General features: G+C 67.7%; 21 protein-coding genes. 11 read left to right on the forward strand and 10 right to left on the reverse strand.

Features of this window, described 5'->3' with window-relative positions; all coding sequences use genetic code 11:
- Window positions 1–246 precede the first annotated feature (246 nt).
- Window positions 247–972, forward strand: coding sequence for an Rv3717 family N-acetylmuramoyl-L-alanine amidase (locus A7G45_RS06775; RefSeq protein WP_377041989.1), 726 nt, complete (start codon window positions 247–249; stop codon window positions 970–972).
- Here A7G45_RS06775 and A7G45_RS06780 read toward each other — a convergent pair.
- Window positions 969–1862 carry a hypothetical protein gene (locus tag A7G45_RS06780; RefSeq protein ID WP_260935172.1) on the reverse strand — a complete coding sequence of 298 codons (894 nt, stop codon included), beginning with the start codon at window positions 1860–1862 and terminating at the stop codon, window positions 969–971. The two genes, A7G45_RS06775 and A7G45_RS06780, sit on opposite strands and share 4 nt — an antisense overlap.
- Before the next feature lie 63 nt (window positions 1863–1925).
- Between A7G45_RS06780 and A7G45_RS06785 the strand changes: the two genes are divergently transcribed.
- Together A7G45_RS06785 and A7G45_RS06790 are read left to right on the forward strand one after the other, a co-directional pair.
- Window positions 1926–2717 carry an SDR family NAD(P)-dependent oxidoreductase gene (locus A7G45_RS06785; protein ID WP_260935174.1) on the forward strand — a complete coding sequence of 264 codons (792 nt, stop codon included), beginning with the start codon at window positions 1926–1928 and terminating at the stop codon, window positions 2715–2717.
- 1 nt (window position 2718) lies between these two features.
- Complete coding sequence (locus A7G45_RS06790) at window positions 2719–3819, forward strand: FAD-dependent oxidoreductase (protein ID WP_260935176.1); 1101 nt, start codon at window positions 2719–2721, stop codon at window positions 3817–3819.
- A 71-nt stretch (window positions 3820–3890) separates the two neighbouring features.
- On the opposite strand, the gene A7G45_RS06795 is transcribed toward A7G45_RS06790, so the two are convergent.
- Window positions 3891–5435 carry an acyl-CoA carboxylase subunit beta gene (locus A7G45_RS06795; protein ID WP_260938031.1) on the reverse strand — a complete coding sequence of 515 codons (1545 nt, stop codon included), beginning with the start codon at window positions 5433–5435 and terminating at the stop codon, window positions 3891–3893.
- A gap of 61 nt (window positions 5436–5496) precedes the next feature.
- Between A7G45_RS06795 and A7G45_RS06800 the strand changes: the two genes are divergently transcribed.
- Complete coding sequence (locus tag A7G45_RS06800; RefSeq protein ID WP_260935178.1) at window positions 5497–5916, forward strand: SRPBCC family protein; 420 nt, start codon at window positions 5497–5499, stop codon at window positions 5914–5916.
- Between the two features lie 68 nt (window positions 5917–5984).
- On the opposite strand, the gene lipE is transcribed toward A7G45_RS06800, so the two are convergent.
- Genes lipE through A7G45_RS06815 form a run of 3 tightly spaced genes read right to left on the reverse strand, consistent with a single transcriptional unit; the run spans window position 5985 to window position 8332 of the window.
- The gene (gene lipE, locus A7G45_RS06805) at window positions 5985–7220 is read right to left on the reverse strand and encodes a lipase LipE (RefSeq protein ID WP_260935179.1); all 1236 of its coding nucleotides are present in this window, start codon (window positions 7218–7220) and stop codon (window positions 5985–5987) included.
- Window positions 7217–7699, reverse strand: a complete 483-nt coding sequence (locus tag A7G45_RS06810) for a peroxynitrite isomerase (RefSeq protein WP_260935180.1) — start codon at window positions 7697–7699, stop codon at window positions 7217–7219. Before A7G45_RS06810 ends, lipE begins: the two co-directional genes overlap by 4 nt.
- A gap of 6 nt (window positions 7700–7705) precedes the next feature.
- A complete protein-coding gene (locus A7G45_RS06815) occupies window positions 7706–8332 on the reverse strand; it encodes a class I SAM-dependent methyltransferase (protein ID WP_260935182.1) in 627 nt (208 codons plus the stop codon).
- A gap of 45 nt (window positions 8333–8377) precedes the next feature.
- Between A7G45_RS06815 and A7G45_RS06820 the strand changes: the two genes are divergently transcribed.
- On the forward strand, window positions 8378–9166 hold the full coding sequence (locus A7G45_RS06820; RefSeq protein WP_260935183.1) for an acyl-CoA thioesterase: 789 nt from the start codon (window positions 8378–8380) through the stop codon (window positions 9164–9166).
- A gap of 13 nt (window positions 9167–9179) precedes the next feature.
- Window positions 9180–10016: a rhomboid family intramembrane serine protease gene (locus tag A7G45_RS06825; RefSeq protein ID WP_260935185.1), complete on the forward strand. Its 837-nt coding sequence runs from the start codon at window positions 9180–9182 to the stop codon at window positions 10014–10016.
- Here the strand turns inward: A7G45_RS06825 and rpsR are convergent.
- From rpsR to rpmB, 4 genes are read right to left on the reverse strand one after another with little or no spacing between them, the layout of a single operon-like run.
- The gene (rpsR, locus tag A7G45_RS06830) at window positions 10009–10257 is read right to left on the reverse strand and encodes a 30S ribosomal protein S18 (RefSeq protein WP_260935187.1); all 249 of its coding nucleotides are present in this window, start codon (window positions 10255–10257) and stop codon (window positions 10009–10011) included. The genes A7G45_RS06825 and rpsR overlap by 8 nt on opposite strands.
- Window positions 10257–10562: a 30S ribosomal protein S14 gene (gene rpsN, locus A7G45_RS06835; RefSeq protein ID WP_260935189.1), complete on the reverse strand. Its 306-nt coding sequence runs from the start codon at window positions 10560–10562 to the stop codon at window positions 10257–10259. Before rpsN ends, rpsR begins: the two co-directional genes overlap by 1 nt.
- A 2-nt stretch (window positions 10563–10564) precedes the next feature.
- On the reverse strand, window positions 10565–10729 hold the full coding sequence (gene rpmG, locus A7G45_RS06840) for a 50S ribosomal protein L33 (RefSeq protein ID WP_260935191.1): 165 nt from the start codon (window positions 10727–10729) through the stop codon (window positions 10565–10567).
- Window positions 10730–10966, reverse strand: coding sequence for a 50S ribosomal protein L28 (gene rpmB, locus A7G45_RS06845; RefSeq protein ID WP_043985481.1), 237 nt, complete (start codon window positions 10964–10966; stop codon window positions 10730–10732).
- A 96-nt stretch (window positions 10967–11062) separates the two neighbouring features.
- On the opposite strand from rpmB, the gene mrf reads away from it, so the two are divergent.
- From mrf to A7G45_RS06860, 3 genes are all read left to right on the forward strand, one after another.
- The gene (gene mrf, locus A7G45_RS06850; RefSeq protein WP_260935193.1) at window positions 11063–12250 is read left to right on the forward strand and encodes a ribosome hibernation factor-recruiting GTPase MRF; all 1188 of its coding nucleotides are present in this window, start codon (window positions 11063–11065) and stop codon (window positions 12248–12250) included.
- Between the two features lie 184 nt (window positions 12251–12434).
- The gene (locus A7G45_RS06855) at window positions 12435–13550 is read left to right on the forward strand and encodes an esterase family protein (protein WP_260938033.1); all 1116 of its coding nucleotides are present in this window, start codon (window positions 12435–12437) and stop codon (window positions 13548–13550) included.
- A 50-nt stretch (window positions 13551–13600) separates the two neighbouring features.
- Complete coding sequence (locus tag A7G45_RS06860; protein ID WP_260935195.1) at window positions 13601–14650, forward strand: zinc-dependent alcohol dehydrogenase family protein; 1050 nt, start codon at window positions 13601–13603, stop codon at window positions 14648–14650.
- Here A7G45_RS06860 and A7G45_RS06865 read toward each other — a convergent pair whose 3' ends face one another.
- A complete protein-coding gene (locus A7G45_RS06865) occupies window positions 14651–15385 on the reverse strand; it encodes an SDR family oxidoreductase (RefSeq protein ID WP_260935197.1) in 735 nt (244 codons plus the stop codon). It lies immediately after the preceding gene.
- Window positions 15386–15574: 189 nt separating this feature from the next.
- On the opposite strand from A7G45_RS06865, the gene A7G45_RS06870 reads away from it, so the two are divergent.
- Window positions 15575–16498 (forward strand): DMT family transporter, encoded by a 924-nt coding sequence (locus A7G45_RS06870; RefSeq protein WP_260935198.1) that lies wholly within the window; start codon window positions 15575–15577, stop codon window positions 16496–16498.
- A gap of 99 nt (window positions 16499–16597) precedes the next feature.
- Complete coding sequence (car, locus tag A7G45_RS06875; protein WP_260935200.1) at window positions 16598–20119, forward strand: carboxylic acid reductase; 3522 nt, start codon at window positions 16598–16600, stop codon at window positions 20117–20119.
- The last annotated feature ends 98 nt before the right edge of the window (window positions 20120–20217 follow it).

The following is a 20217-nucleotide window of genomic DNA, read 5'->3' on the forward strand; positions in this document are numbered from 1 at the left end:
GGTGGCGGCCCAACCGGCTATGGCCTTGATACGCGCCCCCACGCCTGCTGTCTCGACGTTCGTCTCCACGCCTCGACCGTACGCCGAACCCGAAAGAAGTTATGGCTTCGTGACGGAACCGTGTCTGGGCGCTCGCGAGCGTTCCCAGGGTCGGTCCGTAGCATCCAATCAGTGACCAGTAGTCCGTGTGAAAGAGACGACGAGGCCAAGGGCGTCGGCTGCATCTCGCGCCGGCGCATGCTGAGAATGGCTGCAGCGGCGCCGGTCCTGGTCGGTATGCCTGCCATCGCGTCGTCGCTCACCGCTCCGGTGGCCAGAGCGACCAACCTGGCCGGCGCAATCGTGTTCCTCGACCCCGGCCACAACGGGGCCAACGATGCGTCGATCACCAAACAGGTACCCACCGGCCGCGGCGGTACCAAGGACTGCCAGACCAGTGGCACCTCCACCAACGCAGGTTTTCCCGAGCACACCTTCGCCTGGAACGTGGTGCTGCTCATCCGGCAGGAGCTCATCAATGCCGGAGTGCAGGTGGGTCTGTCGAGGGACAACGACGATGCGTTGGCCGCGTGTGTGGACCAGCGGGCGGCGATGGCGAACGCCTTGCACCCCAACGCCGTTGTGTCGATTCACGCTGACGGGGGTCCCCCCGGCGGCCACGGATTCCACGTCAATTACTCCGCGCCTCCGCTCAACCAGGTGCAGGCCGGCCCCTCGGTCAGATTTGCGCAGATCATGCGCGATCAACTGGTGGCCGGGGGCATGACGCCGGCGACGTACATCGGCAGCAACGGTCTGTACGGCCGAGCCGACCTGACCGGCCTGAACCTCGCGCAGTACCCGTCGATCCTGGTCGAGTGCGGCAACATGAAGAATCCGCAGGATGCGGCGCTGATGTCGTCACAGCAGGGTCAGCAGGGCATCGCCAACGCGGTCGCCCGCGGCATTGCCGCGTTCATCCAGGCGAGCTAGAGCTCGGCCAGCGCGACACCGGTGACACCGGGGCCCAGTTGCGCCAGCTCGCGGTCGGTCCCTTCGGCAAGGTTCAGCACACGGATACCGCCGGTGCGTAGCTCACTGACGTAGTAGGTCACATAGTCGGCAGTGGCCACACCGATCGCCTCCTGGTACCCGCGGGCCAGGATTTCGTGGACCCCGACCGCAGGCTGGACCTGACCGCGATTGAGCGTGTTGCCGTCCGGTTCAGCGCCGCGGTCCGTCCAGACCAGGCGCCCCGAGTCGTCCAGATCCAGGTCGATGGGCTCGGGGAGGTCCTGCCACAGCAGCTCGATGTCGTCGCGGTCAAGGGCCGTGCGGCCCACCGGAATATCGGTGCCGCACCGGAAGATTCGGCCCTGACCGGCGTCGGGCGCGCCCTTCTGCGTCCAATAGACCAGGCGATTGACCGGGTCGACAGCGATACCCACGCAGTGATTGCGCGCATCCTGCGCGTCGGTTCCCGCCACCACCAGCGTCTCCAGGCCGGAACCGTCCAGCCGGCAGCGCAGCACCTGCATGCCTTCGCGGTCGCACCAGTAGAGCAACCCCGCGTCGAAATCAGCCGTCAACTGCTTGCCCGTGGTGAACGCGCCCCGCGGCACGATGGTCCGCCGGTCCGAGCCGTCCAGATTCACCCGCTCGAGCGATCCGTTGCGCGTGAAGAAGGTGGAGAAGGCACCGCGTCCGGAGTCCGGGTCGGGAGTGCCCATGTTCGTCCAGTAGATGTGGCCCCGGGCCTGGTCGACGACGATGCCGTCGGGCGTCTCATCGACATCGGCGACCAGCGTCCGGACCTGCGAACCGTCCAGCGACACGGCCTGAATCTCGCGCTTGGCGATGTGCAGCACCAAAAGTTCGGTCATGCCCCGGATTATTCAGCGGGGTCGCTAGCGTTGTGTGACCGGAGTATTCATTGGAGGCTGATTGTGCACATTGATCTGACCGGTAAGACCGCCCTGGTAACCGGATCCACCCAGGGCATCGGACTGGCCATCGCCGAGGGACTGGGTGCCAGCGGCGCCCGCGTCGCAGTGAACGGACGCAGCGAGGAACGAGTCCAAGCGGCCGTAGCCGAGCTGACCGGCAAAGGCCTCGCCGATGTCGTCGGCGTCGCCGCGGACGTCACCACCGCCGAGGGCGTAGCTCAACTCACACAACAACTTCCGGATGTAGACATCCTGGTGAACAACCTCGGCATCTTCGGGTCGACCCCGGCCCAGGAGATCACGGACGACGAATGGCGGCGGTATTTCGAGGTCAACGTGCTGTCCGCGGTCCGGCTCATCCGCACCTACCTGCCGGGGATGACGGAACGCGGCTGGGGTCGCATGATCCAGATCGCCAGCGACTCGGCGATCGTCATCCCGGAGGAGATGATCCACTACGGCACGTCCAAGACCGCGCTGCTGGCGGTGACCCGCGGTTTTGCCAAGGACGCGGCGGGCACCGGCGTGACGGTGAACTCGGTGATCGCGGGCCCGACGCACACTGGCGGTGTCGAGGACTTCGTGTATCAACTGGTCGACAAGAACCTGCCGTGGGACGAGGCGCAGCGCGAGTTCATGATCAAGTACCGCCCACAATCGCTGCTACGCAGGCTGATTGAGCCCGAAGAGATCGCCAACATGGTGGTCTACCTCAGCTCGGAGCAGTCCTCGGCCACCACGGGCGCCGCGGTCCGCGCCGACGGTGGCTACGTCGACTCGATCCTGCCCTGACGTGCGCAAACGCGTCGTCATAGCCGGGCTGGGGGACAGCGGCATCCTCGCGGCCGTCCGGCTGGCCCGGCACGCCGATGTCGTCGGCATTTCGGTCAAAGACGGGCTGGTCAGCGGGCAGGAACTCGGCATGCGGGTGTCACGGCCGCAGGACTGGGCGCGTGACTACTTCATCGGTTTCCGCCGGTTCCGGGGCCTCGATCCGGTGCGCATCGTGCACGGTGCCTTGACTGGTGCCGATCTGAACGCACGCACGGTCACGGTCGTGGCTGCGGACGGCACCGAGACCATCGAGCCGTTCGACGTGTTGCTCATCTCCACCGGAACCACCAACGGGTTCTGGCGCCGGCCGACGCTGCAATCAGCCGACGACGTCGCGGCAGACCTGCGGGACACCCACGAGCGGTTGGCCGGTGCCCGGCGCGTCGCTGTGGTGGGTGGCGGTGCCACGGCGGTGAGCAGCGCGGGGAACCTGGCTCGCACCTGGCCCGACAAAGTGATCGACCTGTATTTCCCTGGCGCCCAGATACTTCCGGGCTACCACTCCGGAACCCAGGTACGCGTCGCGCAGCGGCTGGCCGAACTCGGCGTCCGGCTGCACCTCGGGCACCGCGCGATCCTGCCCCCGGATCGCGACGAAATAACCACCGGACCAATCGAATTCAGTACCGGCCAACCGGACGCCGACGTTGATGCGGTGCTGTGGGCCGTCGGCCGGGTGCGGCCCAACACCGCGTGGCTACCGTCGGAGATTCTCGACGACGACGGCTTCGTCACCGTCACCCCGGAGCTGACGGTCCCCGGCCATCCGGGTGTTTTCGCGGTCGGTGACGTCGCGGCCACTGATCCGCTCCGGACCTCGGCCCGCAATGGCGGCGGTGCACTGGTGGCACGAAACATCCTGGCCCAGTTGAAGTCTGGCAAACTGCGCAGCTACCGGCCGCCGTCCGTGCGCTGGGGTTCGGTGCTCGGCCCGCAGCCCGACGGACTCGAGGTTTTCACCCCGTGGGGGCAGGCGGTCCGGTTCCCGGCCTGGACGGTCGACCGGGTCCTGCAACGCTTCGTCGTGCGGCGTCAGCTGTACCGGGGTGTACGCGACTGAAGACTGTTGACCCTGTAACCAGGGCGCAGGCCACTCGAGAGAAGTCGCCGTAGCCGCAGGATCACCGGAACTCACCAGGTGTCGACGAATCCTCTCCGCGGAGGCAGGCCCGCCGGCTCGGCTGTCGCCAGCGTCGCCGCGATCAATGACCGGGTCTCGGCGGGGTCGATGACGTCGTCGATCTCGAACATCGACGCCGAATTGAGTGCCGCGGCATTGGCTTGCGCGGCCGCGGTGGCATCTCGCACTGCCTGCTCGCGGGCGTCGTCGTCGGCGATGGCTTCGAGTTCCTTGCGTAGCCCGAGCCGCACTGCGCCTTCGAGTCCCATGGGCCCGAGATGCGCGCCCGGCCACGCCACTGTCAGAAGCGGCTCATGCAGGCTGCCGCCGCACATCGCTTGCGCGCCGAGGCCGTAACCGCGGCGCAGGATCACCGCGATCAGGGGTACCCGTAGTGCCGCGCCGGCGACCAGCAGCCGTGACCCGCGCCGGACCAGCGCTTCGGCCTCGGCCGCGGGGCCGACCATGAATCCCGGGCAGTCGACGAGGGACACGACGGGAATCCCGAAGGCGTCGCAGAGTTGGAGGAAGCGGGCCGCCTTGTCGGACGCCGCCGCGGTGATGGCCCCGGCCATGACCATGGTGTTGTTGGCCAGTACCCCGACTGGCCGGCCCTCGATGCGGGTCAGCGCGGTCACCAGCTCGGGGGCGAACTTCTCCCGCAGGAACGTGATCGAGCCCTCGTCGGCGAGCGTCTCGATGATCGGCGCGACTCGGTAGGCGCGCCGGGCGCGCTCGGGAATGATTGTGCGCAAGGCATTTTGGTCCGGTGCGATGCCCGGGGTGCCGGGTCCGCGGAAATAGCCGAGCAGTTGTCGGGCAACAGAGACCGCCGCCGCCTCGTCGGGCACCACCACGTCGACGACGCCATTGGGTGCCTGCACTGAGATCGGGCCGACGGCGTCCGGTGCGATGTCACCAAGGCCGCCGCCGGCGATCATCGCCGGGCCGCCCATGCCGATCGACGTGTCCTCGGTGGCGACGATCAGATCCGAACAGCCCGCGATGACGGCATTGCCGGCGAAGCAGCGGCCCTTCACCACCGCGATCCGCGGCACCACGCCGGACAGCCCGGCCCACAGGGCGAACGCGCGGACATCCAACGACGACACCGTCGGATGGTCGGTGTCGCCGGGGCGTCCACCGCCGCCTTCGGCGAAGAACACCGTGGGCAGCTTCATCCGCTCGATCAGCTCGAACAGCCGGTCCTTCTTGAGGTGCCCGAGGGCGCCCTGCGTGCCGGCCAGCACGGTGTAGTCGTAGGACAGCACCGCGCACGGCTTGCCGTCGACATGGGCGGTACCGGCGACGAGACCGTCGGCCGGAGTGCGCGCGATCAGGTCGTCGAGTTCCCGGCGCGCCCGCTGGGCGGCGATGGCAAAGCGTCCGTACTCGACGAAACTGCCGGCATCGACCAGGTCGTGGATGTTCTCGCGGGCAGTCCGGCCGCCGGCGTCATGTCGGCGCTGTACGGCGTCCGGCCGGGCTGCGTCCTCGGTCAGTCTGCGGCGCCGCAACAGTTCGGCGTGATCGTCGCGGAACGGTACTTCGGGCATTGGGCCGGGCATGGGGACAGCCTGCCAGGCGCCCTGGGTGGGGGTGGTGCATGATCGAGCCATGCAATCGACAGCAACCACCACTGTTGCCCGCCCGATCGACGTTGTTTGGGCGACCCTGATCGACCACGAGGGCATGTCCAACTGGGGCCCGGGCGTCAGCGTGACCATCGATCAGCCCGGTACCCCCGAGCCGAACGGCCTCGGCGCCGTCCGGCGTATCTCGGCGCCCGGACCGGCACCGGCGATCGTCGAAGAGGTCGTGACCTTCGACGCTCCCCACGTGTTCGGCTACAAGGCCCGCTCGGGCGTCCCGTTCCCGGGCTACTCGGGTGAGGTGCGGCTGACCCCTGAGGGCTCGGGCACGCGCATCGACTACACGCTGAACTCGACCGCGTCCTTCCCTCCGGTGAAGCTGGCGCTGACGGCCATCAACCAGGTGCTGCTGCGCCTGTTCGCAAAGGCCGCTTCCAAGGCTTAGTCCCCGCCCATCGGCCAGTTATCGCACGCGAATCTTGAAAACCCGTGCGATAACTGGCCATTCGGCGTCTAGTGGATTTCCGCGGCGATCGCGTCGAGCAGGGCCGGGTACCGGTTGGCCTCAGGATGACCACCGGGCTTGCCGCTGCTGACCACGGCGGCGGCAAGGCCGCGGGCCGGGTCGGCCCATACCGCGATGTTGCTCAGCCCGGTGTGTCCGAAGGCTGCGGGCGCATTGCGGCCGAAGGGGCCGAATCGCTTGGAGCCCAACATGTATCCGGTGCCCCAGCGCATCGGCATCAACCCCACCGCGATGTCCGGCCGCAGCCGCCGGCATTCGGTGGTCGCGGCGCGCAGGGTTTCCGGCTTCAGTACCCGGATCCCATCGAGTTCCCCACCGCGGCACAGCATTTCGGCAAAGCGCGATAGTTCGACAGCATTCGACACCGTGCTCGACGACGGCACCACACTGGTCAGGAAGTCCGGGGTGTTGCTGAACGGGATGATCTGGCTCGGGGTGCCGCCGACGGCCTTCTTGAACGCCGCCGCCATCGGTGCGGGCAGCGGCTTGCCGGTGACGTGGCTCGGTGCGACCAGCGGAACGTCTTCCGGCGCAACGCCGTAATTGGTCCAGCGGAAGCCCAGCGGTTCGAGGATCTCGGTGGCCAGGATGTCCCGGATGTTGCGACCCGTTGCGGCCGAGACGATCTCGCGGATCAGCGGCCCCCACGTGAGGCCGTGGTACATGTGGACCAGGCCCGGCCGGTAGATCGGCCGGAGATTGCCCAGCATCTCGCGGGCGTAGTCGCTGTCGTTCATCCGCTTGAGATCTGGGCGCGGGCCGGTGGCCAGCGGAACCCCGGCGCTGTGGGTGACGACGTGCCGCACGGTGGTGCGGTCCTTGCCGTGGCTGGTGTACGTCGGCAGGTAGTCGCAGACGCGGGCGTCCAGATCGAGCTCGCCGCGCTCGACGAGCATGTGCACCACCGTCGTGCTGATGGCCTTGGCCGCCGAGTACACGCAGAACGGGGTGTCGACGCCGACGGGGATCTTCTCGGCGTCCACCGGATCGTCCGGCCCGTTGCCCCAGCCGTGACCGATCGCGCGGTTGAGCACCACCCGGCCGTTCTGGCGCAGACAGACCTGGATGGCCGGGTGCATGCCGGCCGCGTACCAGTGCTGTGCCGCCTGCCAAATGCGTTCCACTGCTTGCGGATCGACGCCGGTGTGGTCTTCGGATCCGATGGCCGTCACCGAATCCAGGTCGGCAGGGACCCGAATGCGGCCCGTCTGGGGTTCGGTCATGCGTCCTTCCGATGCAGGACGGCCGCGAGGTGGTGGCGCAGCGGGATGCCGACGGCGGCCATCCGGATGTTGTAGCTCAACGTGTCTCCGTCGAGGCGGAACCAACGACGCAGCGCGTCAACCTCTTTCGCGGAGTCGGTGCGCCCGATGTCGGTGGTGGCCAGATCCAGCACGAACTCGTCGTCGGTGCTGAGCGTGCCCTGTAGGACCTCGGTGATGCCGGTGGGATGCGCGAGCACCCACTCGATGCGTCCGGGCGCGGGCACCCGCAGGTAGCCGGTCTCGGCGTGCAGCGGACGTCCGTCGTCGGCCGCCCGGGTCTTCTGGCTGTAGGCCAGGAAGGGCTTTCCGACATGGCCGAAGGTGACCTCTTCGAGGTAGTCGAACGACGCGATGGTCGGATATTCGCCGGAGCCGGTGCCCGCCCAGGTGCCCAGCAGCGGGGCCAGGACCGCGACGTCGGGATGCAGATCAGGCATGGCCGGCTACTTCGTTCCGACGGTCAGCAGATCGGACACGATGAGCGACCACGCCGGCCGCTTCACCCGGTGCTGTTCGGAGACGGTGAACCCGGCGCCTTCGAAGAGCGCCTTCATCTCCGCGGGCGACGGATTGTGGGCGGGGTTGAGGATGTGCGACGACAGCGCATGCAGCGGCAGCACCTGCCGCGGGCTGATGGTGGTGACGGCCGCGATACCGCCCGGTTTGAGGACCCGGTGGAACTCGCGCAGCGCGGCAGGCTGATCGAACCAGTGGAACGCCGACGTCGTGACGACCGCGTCCAGGGCGCCGTCGTTGAACGGCAGCTCCTCTGCAGGTGCGGTGAGCCAGTTGACCTTCGAGGACCGGGCCTTGGCCTGGGCCAGCATGCCCTCGGACATGTCCACCCCGGTGACGACGGCATTGAGCTCACGCTGGATCCGGTCAGCGAAAATACCGGTGCCGCAGCCGATATCGGCGATGGTCAGGGAATCGTGTGCGCGCAGCTGGGCCAAGACCTCGTCCTGGGCGGGTTGGTAGACGACACGCTGCAGCACCTGGGTGTCGTAAGCGGGAGCGGCGAAGCCCCAGAAACGGGTGACGGTGTCATTGAATCCCCGGCGTTGAACCATGGTGCTCAGCCTAGGCGGGATCGTGGATAGATACGCTGCCGCTTTATGAGTTCCACTGCGCCCAGCTGGATTGCCCAGCTCCTCGACTTCGCGCGCGACGGCGACACCTTCATCGCGCCGCAGCCGACCGACGGACCGGGACGGTCCCTGTTCGGCGGGCTGATCGCCGCACAGGCGCTCGGCGCGGCGGGCCGCACCGTCGAACCGGACAAGCTGCCGCAGTCACTGCACCTCTACTTCGTCCGCGGCGGTCAATACGGCATCGACGTGGAGTTTCACGTGGAACGAACCCGGGACGGCCGGTCCTTCGACACGCGGCGCGTCACCGCGAAGCAGAACGGCAAGACGATCCTGGAGATGATCGCGTCGTTCCACGTCCCCGAACCCGGTGCCGACTGGCAGCGCCCGGAAGTCCTGGGCGTCGAGTTCGACGTGGCAGTGCCGAAAGCGCCGAGCCTGACCGTCGCCGACTTCTTCGATATTCGGGTACGGCCCGAAGACGTCGGAGCCTTCGCGGTGCCCCCGTTCTGGATCCGCACCAAAGACGAGATCGAGGACGACGCCTTGATCCGGGCGTGCACGCTGACCTTCATGTCCGACTTCGGGCCGGTGCCTGTCACGCGGCCCGACGGCACGGATCTGCGTCAGGGCTTCGCCGCCAGCCTGGACCACGCGGTGTGGTTCCACCGGCCCTTCGTCCCGCGGGACTGGCACCGCTACGAGGTCACCCGGCTGAACAACACCGACTCCCGCGGGCTGGTGACCGGAGCCCTGTACGACACTGGTGGGGTGCTGATCGCCAGCACCAGCCAGGAAGCCCTGTGGCGGCTGTAGTCCGGAGAAGATGATGACTGCCCCGACGCCGACCTGCTATCGGCATCCCAGCCGCCCGACGTACGTGAGCTGCAGCCGCTGCGCACGACCCATCTGCCCGGACTGTATGACCGCAGCCGCCGTCGGCCAGCAGTGCCCGGAGTGCGTCAACGAAGGCAAGCGGTCGGTGCGTCAGGCCCGGACCCACTTCGGCGGACGGATCACCCAGGGCGCGCTGGTCACCTACACGCTGATCGCGATCAACGTGGTGATGTTCGTGCTGCAACACACCTCGACGCAGATGCAGCAGGACCTGGTGCTGTGGCCGCCCGCCGTGGCCGACGGCCAGTACTACCGCCTGGCCTCGTCGGCCTTCCTGCACTACGGCCTGGCGCACATCGTGTTCAACATGTGGGCGCTGTGGGCCGTCGGGCCGCAGCTGGAACAGTGGCTGGGGCGCTTGCGTTTCGGGCTGTTGTACGGCCTCAGCGGCCTGGGCGGCTCGGTGCTGGTGTACCTGCTGTCGCCGCTGAACTCGGCGACGGCCGGCGCGTCGGGCGCGATCTTCGGCCTGTTCGGCGCGACCTTCGTGTTGTTCCGCCGGCTGCAGCTCGACGTCCGCGGGATCGTCGGCCTGATCGTCATCAACCTGGTGATCACCTTCGTGCTGCCCGCGGTCAGCTCGCAGTCGATCAGTTGGCAGGGTCACGTCGGCGGGTTGGTCACCGGCACCCTGGTGGCGGCGGTCTTCGCGTATGTGCCTGCGCGGCAACGACTCCTGGCGCTGATTTCGGTGACCGCGGTGCTGCTGGTGCTGTTCGCCGGGCTGACGATGTGGCGCACCCAGGCCTTGCTGACGATGTTCAGTTGATCCCGGGGTAGGGCAGCAGCGCCATCTCCCGGGCGTTCTTGATCGCGGTGGCAACCTGCCGTTGCTGCTGGACCGTCAGGCCCGTCACTCGCCGAGACCGGATCTTGCCGCGCTCGGAGATGAACAGCCGCAGGTTGGCCGTGTCCTTGTAATCGAGCTGGTCCACGCCGAGCTTGGTCAGCATGTTCTTGACCGGACGCTTCGCCTCGGTCGGTCGCCGGGTGGGTTTGCGCTTGGCCATCACCAGCTCGCTTTCCGGATGCCGGGCAACTGTCCTTCGTGCGCCATCTCACGCACCCGGACACGGGAGAGGCCGAACTTGCGCAGATGGCCGCGCGGACGGCCGTCGACCGCGTCGCGGTTGCGCACCCGCACCGCGCTGGCATCGCGTGGTTGGCGGGCCAGCTCCCTCATGGCGGTGGACTGCTCGTCGACAGTGCTCGACGGGGACTTGATGATTGCCTTGAGCTCGGCCCGGCGCTCGGCGTAGCGGGCGACGGTCAGCCGGCGCAGCTCGTTCTTGGCGATCTTGGATTTCTTGGCCATGGTCAGCGCTCCTCTCGGAAGTCGACGTGCTTGCGGACGATCGGGTCGTACTTGCGCAGCACCAACCGATCGGGATCGTTGCGCCGGTTCTTGCGGGTGACGTATGTGTAGCCGGTGCCCGCGGTGGACTTCAGCTTCACCACGGGACGAATATCGGTGCGGGACATCTAGATTCGCACTCCGTCCCGGCGCAGCCGGGCCACCACGGCTTCGATGCCGTCCCGGTCGATCACCTTGATGCCCTTGGCGCTGACCTGGAGCCGGACGCTCCGGCCTTCCGAGGGCAGGTAGTAGGTCTTGCTCTGGATGTTCGGGTTCCACCGACGCGAGGTGCGCCGGTTGGAGTGCGAAACCGTGTTGCCGAAGCCGGGCTTGCGCCCGGTGACCTGGCAGTGCGCTGACATGCTCCATCCTTAATGAAAATCATTTTCGACAAGTGCCGGTCGCCACTGTAGCGTGACGACAACAGAATTGAAAATGATTGTCGATAAGGGGTGGCGATGAGGACGCCGGTGATCGTCGTGGCTGGTCAGGGACCGACCGGACACGTGACCGAGGAACTAGTGAAAGTGCCGGGCACGGTGCTCGTGGAGCACCAGTTCGACGGTCACGTCGTGCGCCGTCGCACCATCACGGCACCGCACGGCATCGTGAACGAGACGGAAGCTGCCCTGGAACTGGCCCACGGCTGCGTGTCCTGCACCGTCCGTAACGACCTGCTGATCTACCTGCGCCTGCTGCACCGGCGCGACGACGTCCACCGGATCGTCGTCCACCTGGAGCCGTGGATGGAACCCGAGCCGATCTGCTGGGCCATCAACCACGTTCGGGTGCACGTCGGTCCCGGGTACATCGACGGACCGGCCGCCCGGGACGTGGCGATCGCCGGCGTGGTGACGTGCATCGAGGCCGCCGACTGGCTCACCGACGCGCTGGGCGACGACGAGCTGCCCGACGGCCGGACCGTCGCGCAGGTGGCGGTGGGACAGACCGAATTCGCCGACGTGCTCATGATGACGCACGCCGAACCCGTCCTGCTCGCGGTATGCCGCCGGCTGGCGCCGCGAGCGCAGCTCATCACCGAGCCCGCCTTGGTCGATCAAGCGTTGCGCATCGTGTGGCCGGACGCCCGGCTGGGCCGCGCGGACGAGCCGCACGGGCCGCTGCTGGCCGGGCAGCCCAGCCTGAATCCCGAAGGGCCCGTTCAGCTTGTCGAGTTCAACTCGCGCCGGCCGTTCCACCCCGAGCGTCTGCACGACGCCATCGATCACCTCCTGGATGGCGTGATCCGGACCCGCGGCCGGATGTGGCTGGCCAACCGGCCCGACCACGTCATGTGGCTGGAGTCGGCCGGTGGTGGCCTGCGCGTCAGCAACGCCGGCCGATGGATCGCCGCGATGACCGTCAGTGAAGCGGCCTACCTGGACCGCGAGCGCCGAGCCCTGGCAGACCTCATGTGGGACAACGAATTCGGCGACCGACACACCGCGATGGCGATCCTGGTGTGCGGCGCGCGGCCCGCTGACGTGACCGCCGCGCTGAACGACGCCCTACTCACCGACGAGGAATTCGCCGCGCAGGACGCCTGGTCCGGCTACCCGGATCCGTTCGGCGACTGGCACCAGGAGCCGTGCACGACCGGCGACGTCACCGTCGTCGGCGATGGCACCGATCACGGCATGGCGTGAGATGTTCCGGACTCGATAGCCAAACGCCTTGATAACAAGGCGATCACGCCGCGCGTTGGTCACCGGGGTGGCGTCGGCCCGGCGTTAGTTTTCACTCGTGTTGGCGACTCTGGTTGGCAGGAATTTCGGCGTGAAACTGCGGCGACTCGCGGTGGCGGCTGTCGCCGCCCTGGCGGTCCCGGGAATGGCGATGCCCGCGGCGGTGCCGCAGGCGCACGCTGCCGCGAAAGCGGTTGAGGTGCTGAACATTCCGTCACCCGCGATGGGGCGCGACATCAAGGTTCAGTTCCAGGGCGGTGGGCCGCACGCGGTGTACCTGCTCGACGGTCTGCGCGCCCAGGACGACGCCAGCGGCTGGGACATCAACACCGCCGCGTTCGAGTGGTACTACCAGTCGGGCGTCTCGATGGTGATGCCCGTCGGCGGACAGTCCAGCTTCTACACCGACTGGTACCAGCCCGCGACCAACTCGGGCGGCGTCACCACCTACAAGTGGGAGACGTTCCTGACCCAGGAGCTGCCGGCCTGGCTCGCGGCGAACCGCGGCGTGCAGCCGACCGGCAACGCCGTCGTCGGTCTGTCGATGTCGGGTGGCTCGGCGCTGACCCTGGCCACCTGGCACCCCGCGCAGTTCATCTTCGCCGGCTCGCTCTCGGGCTTCCTCAACCCGTCGCAAGGCCTGTGGCCCACCCTGATCGGCTTCGCCATGAAGGACGCCGGCGGTTACAACCCGACCCAGATGTGGGGCATCGCCAGCGACCCGGCGTGGCGGCGCAACGACCCGACCGTCAACGTCCAGCAGCTGGTGGCCAACAACACCGCCATCTGGGTGTACTGCGGCAATGGCACGCCGTCCGACCTCGACACCCCGGGTGACATGGGAATTCTGTACAGCGCCCAGTTCCTGGAGAACCTGACGATCAGCTCGAACCGGGACTTCCAGAAGGTGTACCAGCAGGCCGGTGGCCGCAACGCGGTCTTCAACTTCCCGAAGGACGGCACTCACAGCTGGGGCTACTGGGGCCAGCAGCTGCAGGCCATGAAGCCTGACCTGCTGCGCGTGCTGGGTGTGGGTGCTCCGGTTCCGCCGCCGGCCCCTGCGCCTGCCCCGGCTCCTGTGCCCGCGCCTGCCGCGGTCCCGGCGCCGGTTGCGATGGCAGCACCTGTTGCGGCCCCTGCGGCTGTGCCTGTTGCCGCTCCTGCCGCAGTTCCCGCTGCGGTTCCGGCCGCGGTCCCGGCGCCTGCTGCGGCGGCTGCCCCGCCGGTCACCGGCGGATTGGTGCTCGCGCCGACGGGCTAGATCGGCAAGACTCAGGGGTCGGATTCGACTCCTGAAAGGGCGGGACAACCGTGCAGACCACGATCATCCACGGGCCGGGCGACATTCGATTCGAAGAGCGCCCTGATCCGCAGATTCAGTCACCGGGCGACGCAGTGGTCCGGGTGGTGCGGACCTGCGTCTGCGGTTCGGACCTGTGGCCGTACCGCGGGGTGCGCCCGACGCCTGCGCCGCATCCGATCGGACATGAGTTCATCGGGATCGTGGAAGCTGTCGGCGCCGAGGTCAGGAATGTGCGCGTCGGGGATTTCGTCATCTCGCCGTTCACCGACAGTGACGGCACCTGCGTGCACTGTCGCAACGGGATCACCACCTCGTGCGTCAACTTCGGGGTGTGGGGCGGCACCGCCAAGACCGGCGAGCCGCTCGACGGGGCCCAAGGACAGTACGTCCGGGTGCCCTTCGCCGACGGCACTCTTGTCGCAGTGCCGGAATCGCCTGACGCAGAACTGTTCCCGCACCTGCTGACCCTGGCCGACGTCATGTCGACCGGCCACCATGCGGCGCGATCCGGGAACGTCCACCCCGGCGCCACCGTGGTGGTCGTGGGCGACGGCGCCGTCGGGCTGTGTGCCGTGCTTGCCTCGAAACGCCTTGGTGCGGAACGGATCATCGTGATGTCGCGGCACGAAGACCGGCAGAAGTTGGCCCGGACCTTCGGCGCCACCGACATCGTTGCCGAACGCGGCGACGATGGCATCGCGGCCATCGAGGAACTGCTCGGCGGTGTCGGGGCCGACTCCGTGCTCGAGTGCGTCGGCACCAAGGATTCGATGCACCAGGCACTCGGGGCGGTCCGTCCCGGTGGCTATCTGGGCTTCGTCGGCGTGCCGGCCGGCGCGCCCGAACTGCCGATGCAGCAACTGTTCAGCACCAACATCCACGTCGCGGGCGGCATCGCGCCCGTCCGCCCCTACCTCGACGAACTGCTGCCCGACGTGCTGTCCGGCGCCATCGAGCCCGGCCTGGTTTTCGATCTCGCACTGCCACTTGCTCAGGTGGCCGACGCGTACACGGCGATGGATCAGCGCACGGCCATCAAGGTTCTGCTCGAGCCCTGATCAGGCCGGTCGGACCAGATGGTCCTCGCCTCCCACGTACACGGTGTCGCGCAGGTCGCGTCCGGCGGCGGCGATGGTGATCGCGGTGGCGAATTCCTCGATGGTCGTCAGCGGTCCCTGGCTGCGGCGGGCACCGACCGCCTCGGGATCGCGACGTTCGTACAACCGGGCGATGATCGTGCCTTCGATCATGTCGCCGGAGACGACGGTGAATCCGATTCGGCACCGGTCGAATTCGGGGCGTAGTGCCCGTAGCGCGTCTTCACCGGCCCGCTTGCTGGCGGCAATCGGCACGTAGTCGTCGGGCACGGGCAGGTGCGGATAGCAGTGGGCCTCGTGGCTGGTGACGAACACGATCTGCGCACCGGCGGGCATCAGGGGGAGAGCCAGGTCGACGAGCCGCAGCTGCGCGTCGCGGTTCAGCCGCATCGCGTAGTCGGGCGCGGCGCCGAACTCGAGGCCACCGGAGGCGTTGAGCACCAGCATGTCCAGGCGCCCGAATCGGCTGTCGATCCGGTCGATCATGGCTTTGGCGGCAGCGGCGTCGGACACGTCGGCGCCGATCGTGGAGGCTTGCCCGCCGGCCGCGCGGATGCCGTCGACGACGGCGTTGGCGCGTTTGGCCTTCTCCCGATAGTTCACCAGGACATGGGTGTCCGGCTCGGCGAGCTGTTGAGCCACGGCGGCTCCGATGCCGCGGGAAGCTCCGGTGACGAGCGCGATCCTGGGGTGCATGGCTTCGACCGTACCCCAAACTTAAGAAAGATAAGAGAAATCTAAGGCAACGGTAAATGTGTTGTCGGGCGCTTTGGCTGGACGCGGCTCGCGACTGGGACGGACAGTCCCGCTCGACTACCCTTTGGGCGTGACGTTTCCGGTGACGCCTGTGGCGCGGTACGCGGCCACGCTGATCGGACGCCTCCGTTGATCGAACACGCACTTGTGGTGCTGTTCGCACTGTGCGCGGCCGTCTGCGCCGCCGTCGGCATCGTGGTGCGCCAGCGCGCGACCATCGACGTGCCGCCCGAACATGGCGTCAGCGTCGTCATGCTGTCGACGCTCCTGAGCCGGAGACTGTGGTGGGCCGGCACCGGCGCGGCCGTCGCCGGCTATGTCTTCCAGGCCCTGGCCCTGGCGCACGGATCCCTGATGTTGGTCCAGCCACTGCTGGTCTCGGCATTGCTCTTCGCACTGCCGCTGAGCGCACACCAGGCGCACCGCCGGGTGACCCGCGGCGAATGGTTGTGGGCCGGATTGCTGACCATCGGGCTCGCCGGATTCGTCGTCCTGGCCCGGCCTGAGCGCGACGAGCACCTGGCCTCACCAGGGGTTATCGTTCTGGTCGCCGCAGTGTGCGCCGCTGTGATCGTCGGCTGCGTGCTGTTGGCAGTGCGGTGCAGCGGCTGGCAGCGTGCGGTTCTGCTGGCCGTCGGTGTCGGCGTGCTGTTCGGTGTCGTCGCCGTGGTGACCAAGATCTTCATGGCGATCCTGCAGAACCGGGGCTGGCTTGGCTTGCTGACGACGCCGGCGCCATACCTGCTCATCATCTTGGGCGCGGTGGCGACCGTGCTGCAGCAGTCCGCGTTCCATGCCGGCGCGTTGCAGACCTCGGTGCCGACCATGCTCGTGCTGGAACCGGTGGTGGCCGTTCTCCTCGGTGCCCTGGTTCTCGGCGAGGGCTTCGACACAACTGGAGTCGAGGCCGTCGCGCTCGTGGCGGCCATCGGCGCCATGGCGGCGGCGACCATTGCCCTCGGTCGAGACGAAGGCGCGTACGAAACGCAGGCGGGCGCGAAGGTGGCGCCGCCGATCGCACCGCAGCAGGTGCAACCGACCTCAGAACGCTGACCTCAGCGGTGTGGTTTGTCACACAGCCGACTCGGGCATATCGTTAGTTTTGCTAACGTTGTATATGGCGACGCTGGTGAACTAATTGATGAGGTTGTTATGTCGAACGAAGAAACCGCACTTACTGACGAGCTGACGCAGCGCATCGCTGACCTCTGCGCCACCGACCCGCAACTTGCCGCCGCCCGGCCCCTCGCCGCTGTCGGCGCCGCCCTCGACGAGCCCGGAATCCGGCTGCCCGACATGATCAGCGCGGTCATGGCGGCCTACGCCGACCGGCCCGCTCTCGGGCAGCGCGCCGTCGAATACGTCGCCGATGACGCCGGCCGCACCGTCTCCCGGCTGCTGCCGCGCTACGACACCATCACCTACGGCGAGGCCTGGCGGCAGATCAAGGCCATCGGCAACGCCCTGCTCACCGGACCCGATGCCGTCGTCGCCGGCGACCGCGTCGCCATGCTCGGTTTCACGAGCGCCGAATTCACGATCATCGATACCGCGCTGGCGCGCGCCGGCGTCGTCGCCGTCCCGCTGCAGACCAGCGCACCCGCCGAGCAGCTGCGCCCCATCCTCGACGAGACCGAGCCCGTCGCCTTGTTCGCCGACGTGAAGTTCCTGGACGAGGCCGTCGAATTGGTCTCGGGCTCGGGTGCTGCCGTCAGGCGCGTGTTCGTATTCGACCACCACGCCCAGGTCGATGACGACCGCGAGGCCGTCGAACGGGCCGCGACGCAGTTGGCAGAGCGCGGCATCGTTGTCGAGACTCTTGCCGATCTGGTGACGCGCGGCACCGCGCTCCCGACCGTCGAGCCCGTCGTCTCAGCGGATCCGGACCCGCTGCTGGTCCTGATCTACACCTCCGGCAGCACCGGCACCCCCAAGGGCGCCATGTACCCCGAGCGGCTCGTCGCCAACGCCTGGCGGACCGGGCTGACGCATCAGCAGCCCGCGCTGCCGTCGATAGTCCTGAGCTTCCTGCCGATGAGCCACATGATGGGCCGCGGCACCGTCTACCGCACGCTGGCGCACGGCGGCACCGTCTACTTCGCCGCGAAGAGCGACCTGTCCACCCTGCTGGAGGACATCGCGCTGGTCCGGCCGACGCAGATGACGTTCGTGCCACGGGTCTGGGAGATGATCCACCAGGAGGTACAGAGCGAGGTCGACCGCCGGGTGATGGACGGCGTGTCCGAACAGCAGGTGCTCGACGAACGCAGCGTCAGCCTGATCGGTGGGCGGCAGCTCGTCGCGATGACCGGGTCGGCTCCGATCTCGCCGGAGCTCAAGGCCTGGGTGCAGAAGTTCCTCGGGCTGGAGCTGATGGAGGCCTACGGCTCGACCGAAGCCGGCGGCGTCATGATCAGCGGCCACTTGAGCCGCCCGCCGGTGATCGACTACAAGCTGATTGACGTGCCCGAGCTCGGCTACCTGTCGACCGACCGGCCACACCCGCGTGGCGAATTGCTCTTGAAATCAACAGATTTGATCCCGGGCTACTACAAGCGGCCCGACGTCACCGCTGACGTCTTCGACGTGGACGGCTTCTACCGCACCGGCGACATCGTCGCCGAGCTCGGCCCCGATCACCTGCAGTATCTGGATCGCCGCAACAATGTGCTGAAGCTGGCGCAGGGCGAGTTCGTGACGGTGTCGAAGCTCGAAGCGGCCTTCGGCACCAGCCCGCTGATCCGTCAGATCTACGTGTACGGCAACAGTTCTCGCTCCTACCTGCTGGCGGTGATCGTGCCTACCTCGGAAGCTTTGAGCGGCGCCGGCGTTCCGGAGGCCTTGCGTCCCGAACTGGCCGAAGCACTGCAGACAGTGGCCCGCGAGTCCGGGCTGCAGTCGTACGAGATTCCCCGCGACTTCATCATCGAGACCGAACCGTTCTCACTGGAGAACGGGCTGTTGACCGGTGTGCGCAAGCTGGCCTGGCCGAAGCTGAAGGCCCGCTACGGCGCCGAGTTGGAGCAGCTGTACACCGAACTGGCCGAAGGCCAGGCCGCCGAACTGCGCGCGCTGCGTTCGTTGCGGGCGTCCGACGCGCCGGTGCTCGAGACCGTGCTGCGCGCTGTCGGCGCCACGCTCGGAGCGGCCAGTTCCGACGTCGCGGGCGACGCCCACTTCACCGACCTGGGCGGAGATTCGTTGTCGGCGTTGACCTTCGGCAACCTGCTGGAGGAGATCTTCGAGGTCGAGGTGCCGGTCGGCGTGATCGTCAGCCCGGCCACCGACCTGGCGGGTGTGGCGGCCTACATCGAAGGGGAGCGCGCGCCCGGCAGCAAGCGGCCGACGTTCTCGACGGTGCACGGCCGCGGCGCCACCGAGGCGCGCGCCGCAGACCTGACGCTGGACAAGTTCATCGACGCCGCGACATTGGCCGCGGCACCGTCGCTGCCCGGGCCGGTGTCCGAGGTACGGACCGTATTGCTCACGGGCGCAACCGGATTCCTGGGTCGCTACCTGGCGCTGGAGTGGCTGGAGCGGATGGACCTGGTCGACGGCAAGGTCATCTGCCTGGTCCGTGGCAAGTCCGACGCCGACGCCCGGGCCCGCCTGGACGCGACGTTCGACAGCGGCGATCCGAAGCTGCTGGAGCACTACCGGTCGCTGTCCGACCACCTTGAGGTCATCGCCGGCGACAAGGGCGAGGCCAATCTCGGTCTGCCGCCGGAGGTTTGGCAGCGACTGGCCGACACCGTCGACTTCATCGTGGACCCGGCGGCGCTGGTGAACCACGTGCTGCCCTACAGCGAGCTGTTCGGGCCCAACGCGCTGGGCACCGCCGAACTGATCCGGATCGCGTTGACCACGCGGATCAAGCCGTTCGCCTACGTCTCGACCATCGCGGTCGGCGGCGGCGTGGCGCCCGGCAAGTTCGTCGAGGACGCCGATGTGCGCGTCATGAGCGCGGTGCGGTCGGTCGACGACAGCTACGCCAACGGCTACGGCAACAGCAAGTGGGCCGGCGAGGTCCTGCTGCGCGAGGCCAATGATCTTTGCGGCCTTCCGGTTTCGGTGTTCCGCTGCGACATGATCCTGGCCGACACGACGTACGCGGGTCAGCTCAACCTGCCCGACATGTTCACCCGCATGATGTTCTCGCTGGTGGCCACCGGCATCGCGCCGTACTCGTTCTACGAGCTGGCTTCCGACGGCAAGCGCCAGCGCGCCCACTACGACGGGCTGCCGGTCGAGTTCGTCTCCGAGTCCATCTCGACGCTGGCCGTGCAGGTCGCGGCCGGTGCGTCCGACTCGACGTTCGAGACGTACCACGTGATGAACCCGTACGACGACGGCATCGGCATGGACGAGTTCGTCGACTGGCTGATCGAGGCTGGGTATTCCATTGCCCGCGTTGATGATTACGCCGACTGGCTGGCCAGGTTCGAGACGGGTCTGCGCGGCCTGCCGGACCGTCAGCGCCAGGCGTCGCTGCTGCCGCTGCTGCACAACTACCAGCAGCCGAGCTACCCGGTGCCGGGGTCCATCGCCCCGGTGGAGCGGTTCCGGGCCGCGGTGCAGAACGCGAAAATCGGTGCGGACAAAGATATTCCGCACATCGGTGCGCCGGTGATCGTCAAGTACATCACCGATCTGCAGCTGCTCGGCCTGCTCTAGGCCAACCGGGTGATTTGTGCACGATTTTCCGCGATGGCCGCGGAAAATCGTGCACAAATCACAGGGAACTGGCAGGAAATCGCCGGAACAACGGCGAC

Origin of the sequence: Mycolicibacterium llatzerense (assembly GCF_025331195.1) — a bacterium.
GTDB classification, from domain to species: Bacteria; Actinomycetota; Actinomycetes; order Mycobacteriales; family Mycobacteriaceae; genus Mycobacterium; species Mycobacterium llatzerense.

Coding starts and splice junctions, on each gene's coding strand:
- A7G45_RS06775 (WP_377041989.1), top strand. CDS start 247: ATGGCTGCAGCGGCGCCGGTCCTGGTCGGTATGCCTGCCATCGCGTCG.
- A7G45_RS06780 (WP_260935172.1), bottom strand. CDS start 1,862: ATGACCGAACTTTTGGTGCTGCACATCGCCAAGCGCGAGATTCAGGCC.
- A7G45_RS06795 (WP_260938031.1), bottom strand. CDS start 5,435: ATGCCCGAAGTACCGTTCCGCGACGATCACGCCGAACTGTTGCGGCGC.
- A7G45_RS06800 (WP_260935178.1), top strand. CDS start 5,497: ATGCAATCGACAGCAACCACCACTGTTGCCCGCCCGATCGACGTTGTT.
- lipE (WP_260935179.1), bottom strand. CDS start 7,220: ATGACCGAACCCCAGACGGGCCGCATTCGGGTCCCTGCCGACCTGGAT.
- A7G45_RS06810 (WP_260935180.1), bottom strand. CDS start 7,699: ATGCCTGATCTGCATCCCGACGTCGCGGTCCTGGCCCCGCTGCTGGGC.
- A7G45_RS06815 (WP_260935182.1), bottom strand. CDS start 8,332: ATGGTTCAACGCCGGGGATTCAATGACACCGTCACCCGTTTCTGGGGC.
- A7G45_RS06820 (WP_260935183.1), top strand. CDS start 8,378: ATGAGTTCCACTGCGCCCAGCTGGATTGCCCAGCTCCTCGACTTCGCG.
- A7G45_RS06825 (WP_260935185.1), top strand. CDS start 9,180: ATGACTGCCCCGACGCCGACCTGCTATCGGCATCCCAGCCGCCCGACG.
- rpsR (WP_260935187.1), bottom strand. CDS start 10,257: ATGGCCAAGCGCAAACCCACCCGGCGACCGACCGAGGCGAAGCGTCCG.
- rpsN (WP_260935189.1), bottom strand. CDS start 10,562: ATGGCCAAGAAATCCAAGATCGCCAAGAACGAGCTGCGCCGGCTGACC.
- rpmG (WP_260935191.1), bottom strand. CDS start 10,729: ATGTCCCGCACCGATATTCGTCCCGTGGTGAAGCTGAAGTCCACCGCG.
- rpmB (WP_043985481.1), bottom strand. CDS start 10,966: ATGTCAGCGCACTGCCAGGTCACCGGGCGCAAGCCCGGCTTCGGCAAC.
- mrf (WP_260935193.1), top strand. CDS start 11,063: ATGAGGACGCCGGTGATCGTCGTGGCTGGTCAGGGACCGACCGGACAC.
- A7G45_RS06855 (WP_260938033.1), top strand. CDS start 12,435: ATGGCGATGCCCGCGGCGGTGCCGCAGGCGCACGCTGCCGCGAAAGCG.
- A7G45_RS06865 (WP_260935197.1), bottom strand. CDS start 15,385: ATGCACCCCAGGATCGCGCTCGTCACCGGAGCTTCCCGCGGCATCGGA.
- car (WP_260935200.1), top strand. CDS start 16,598: ATGTCGAACGAAGAAACCGCACTTACTGACGAGCTGACGCAGCGCATC.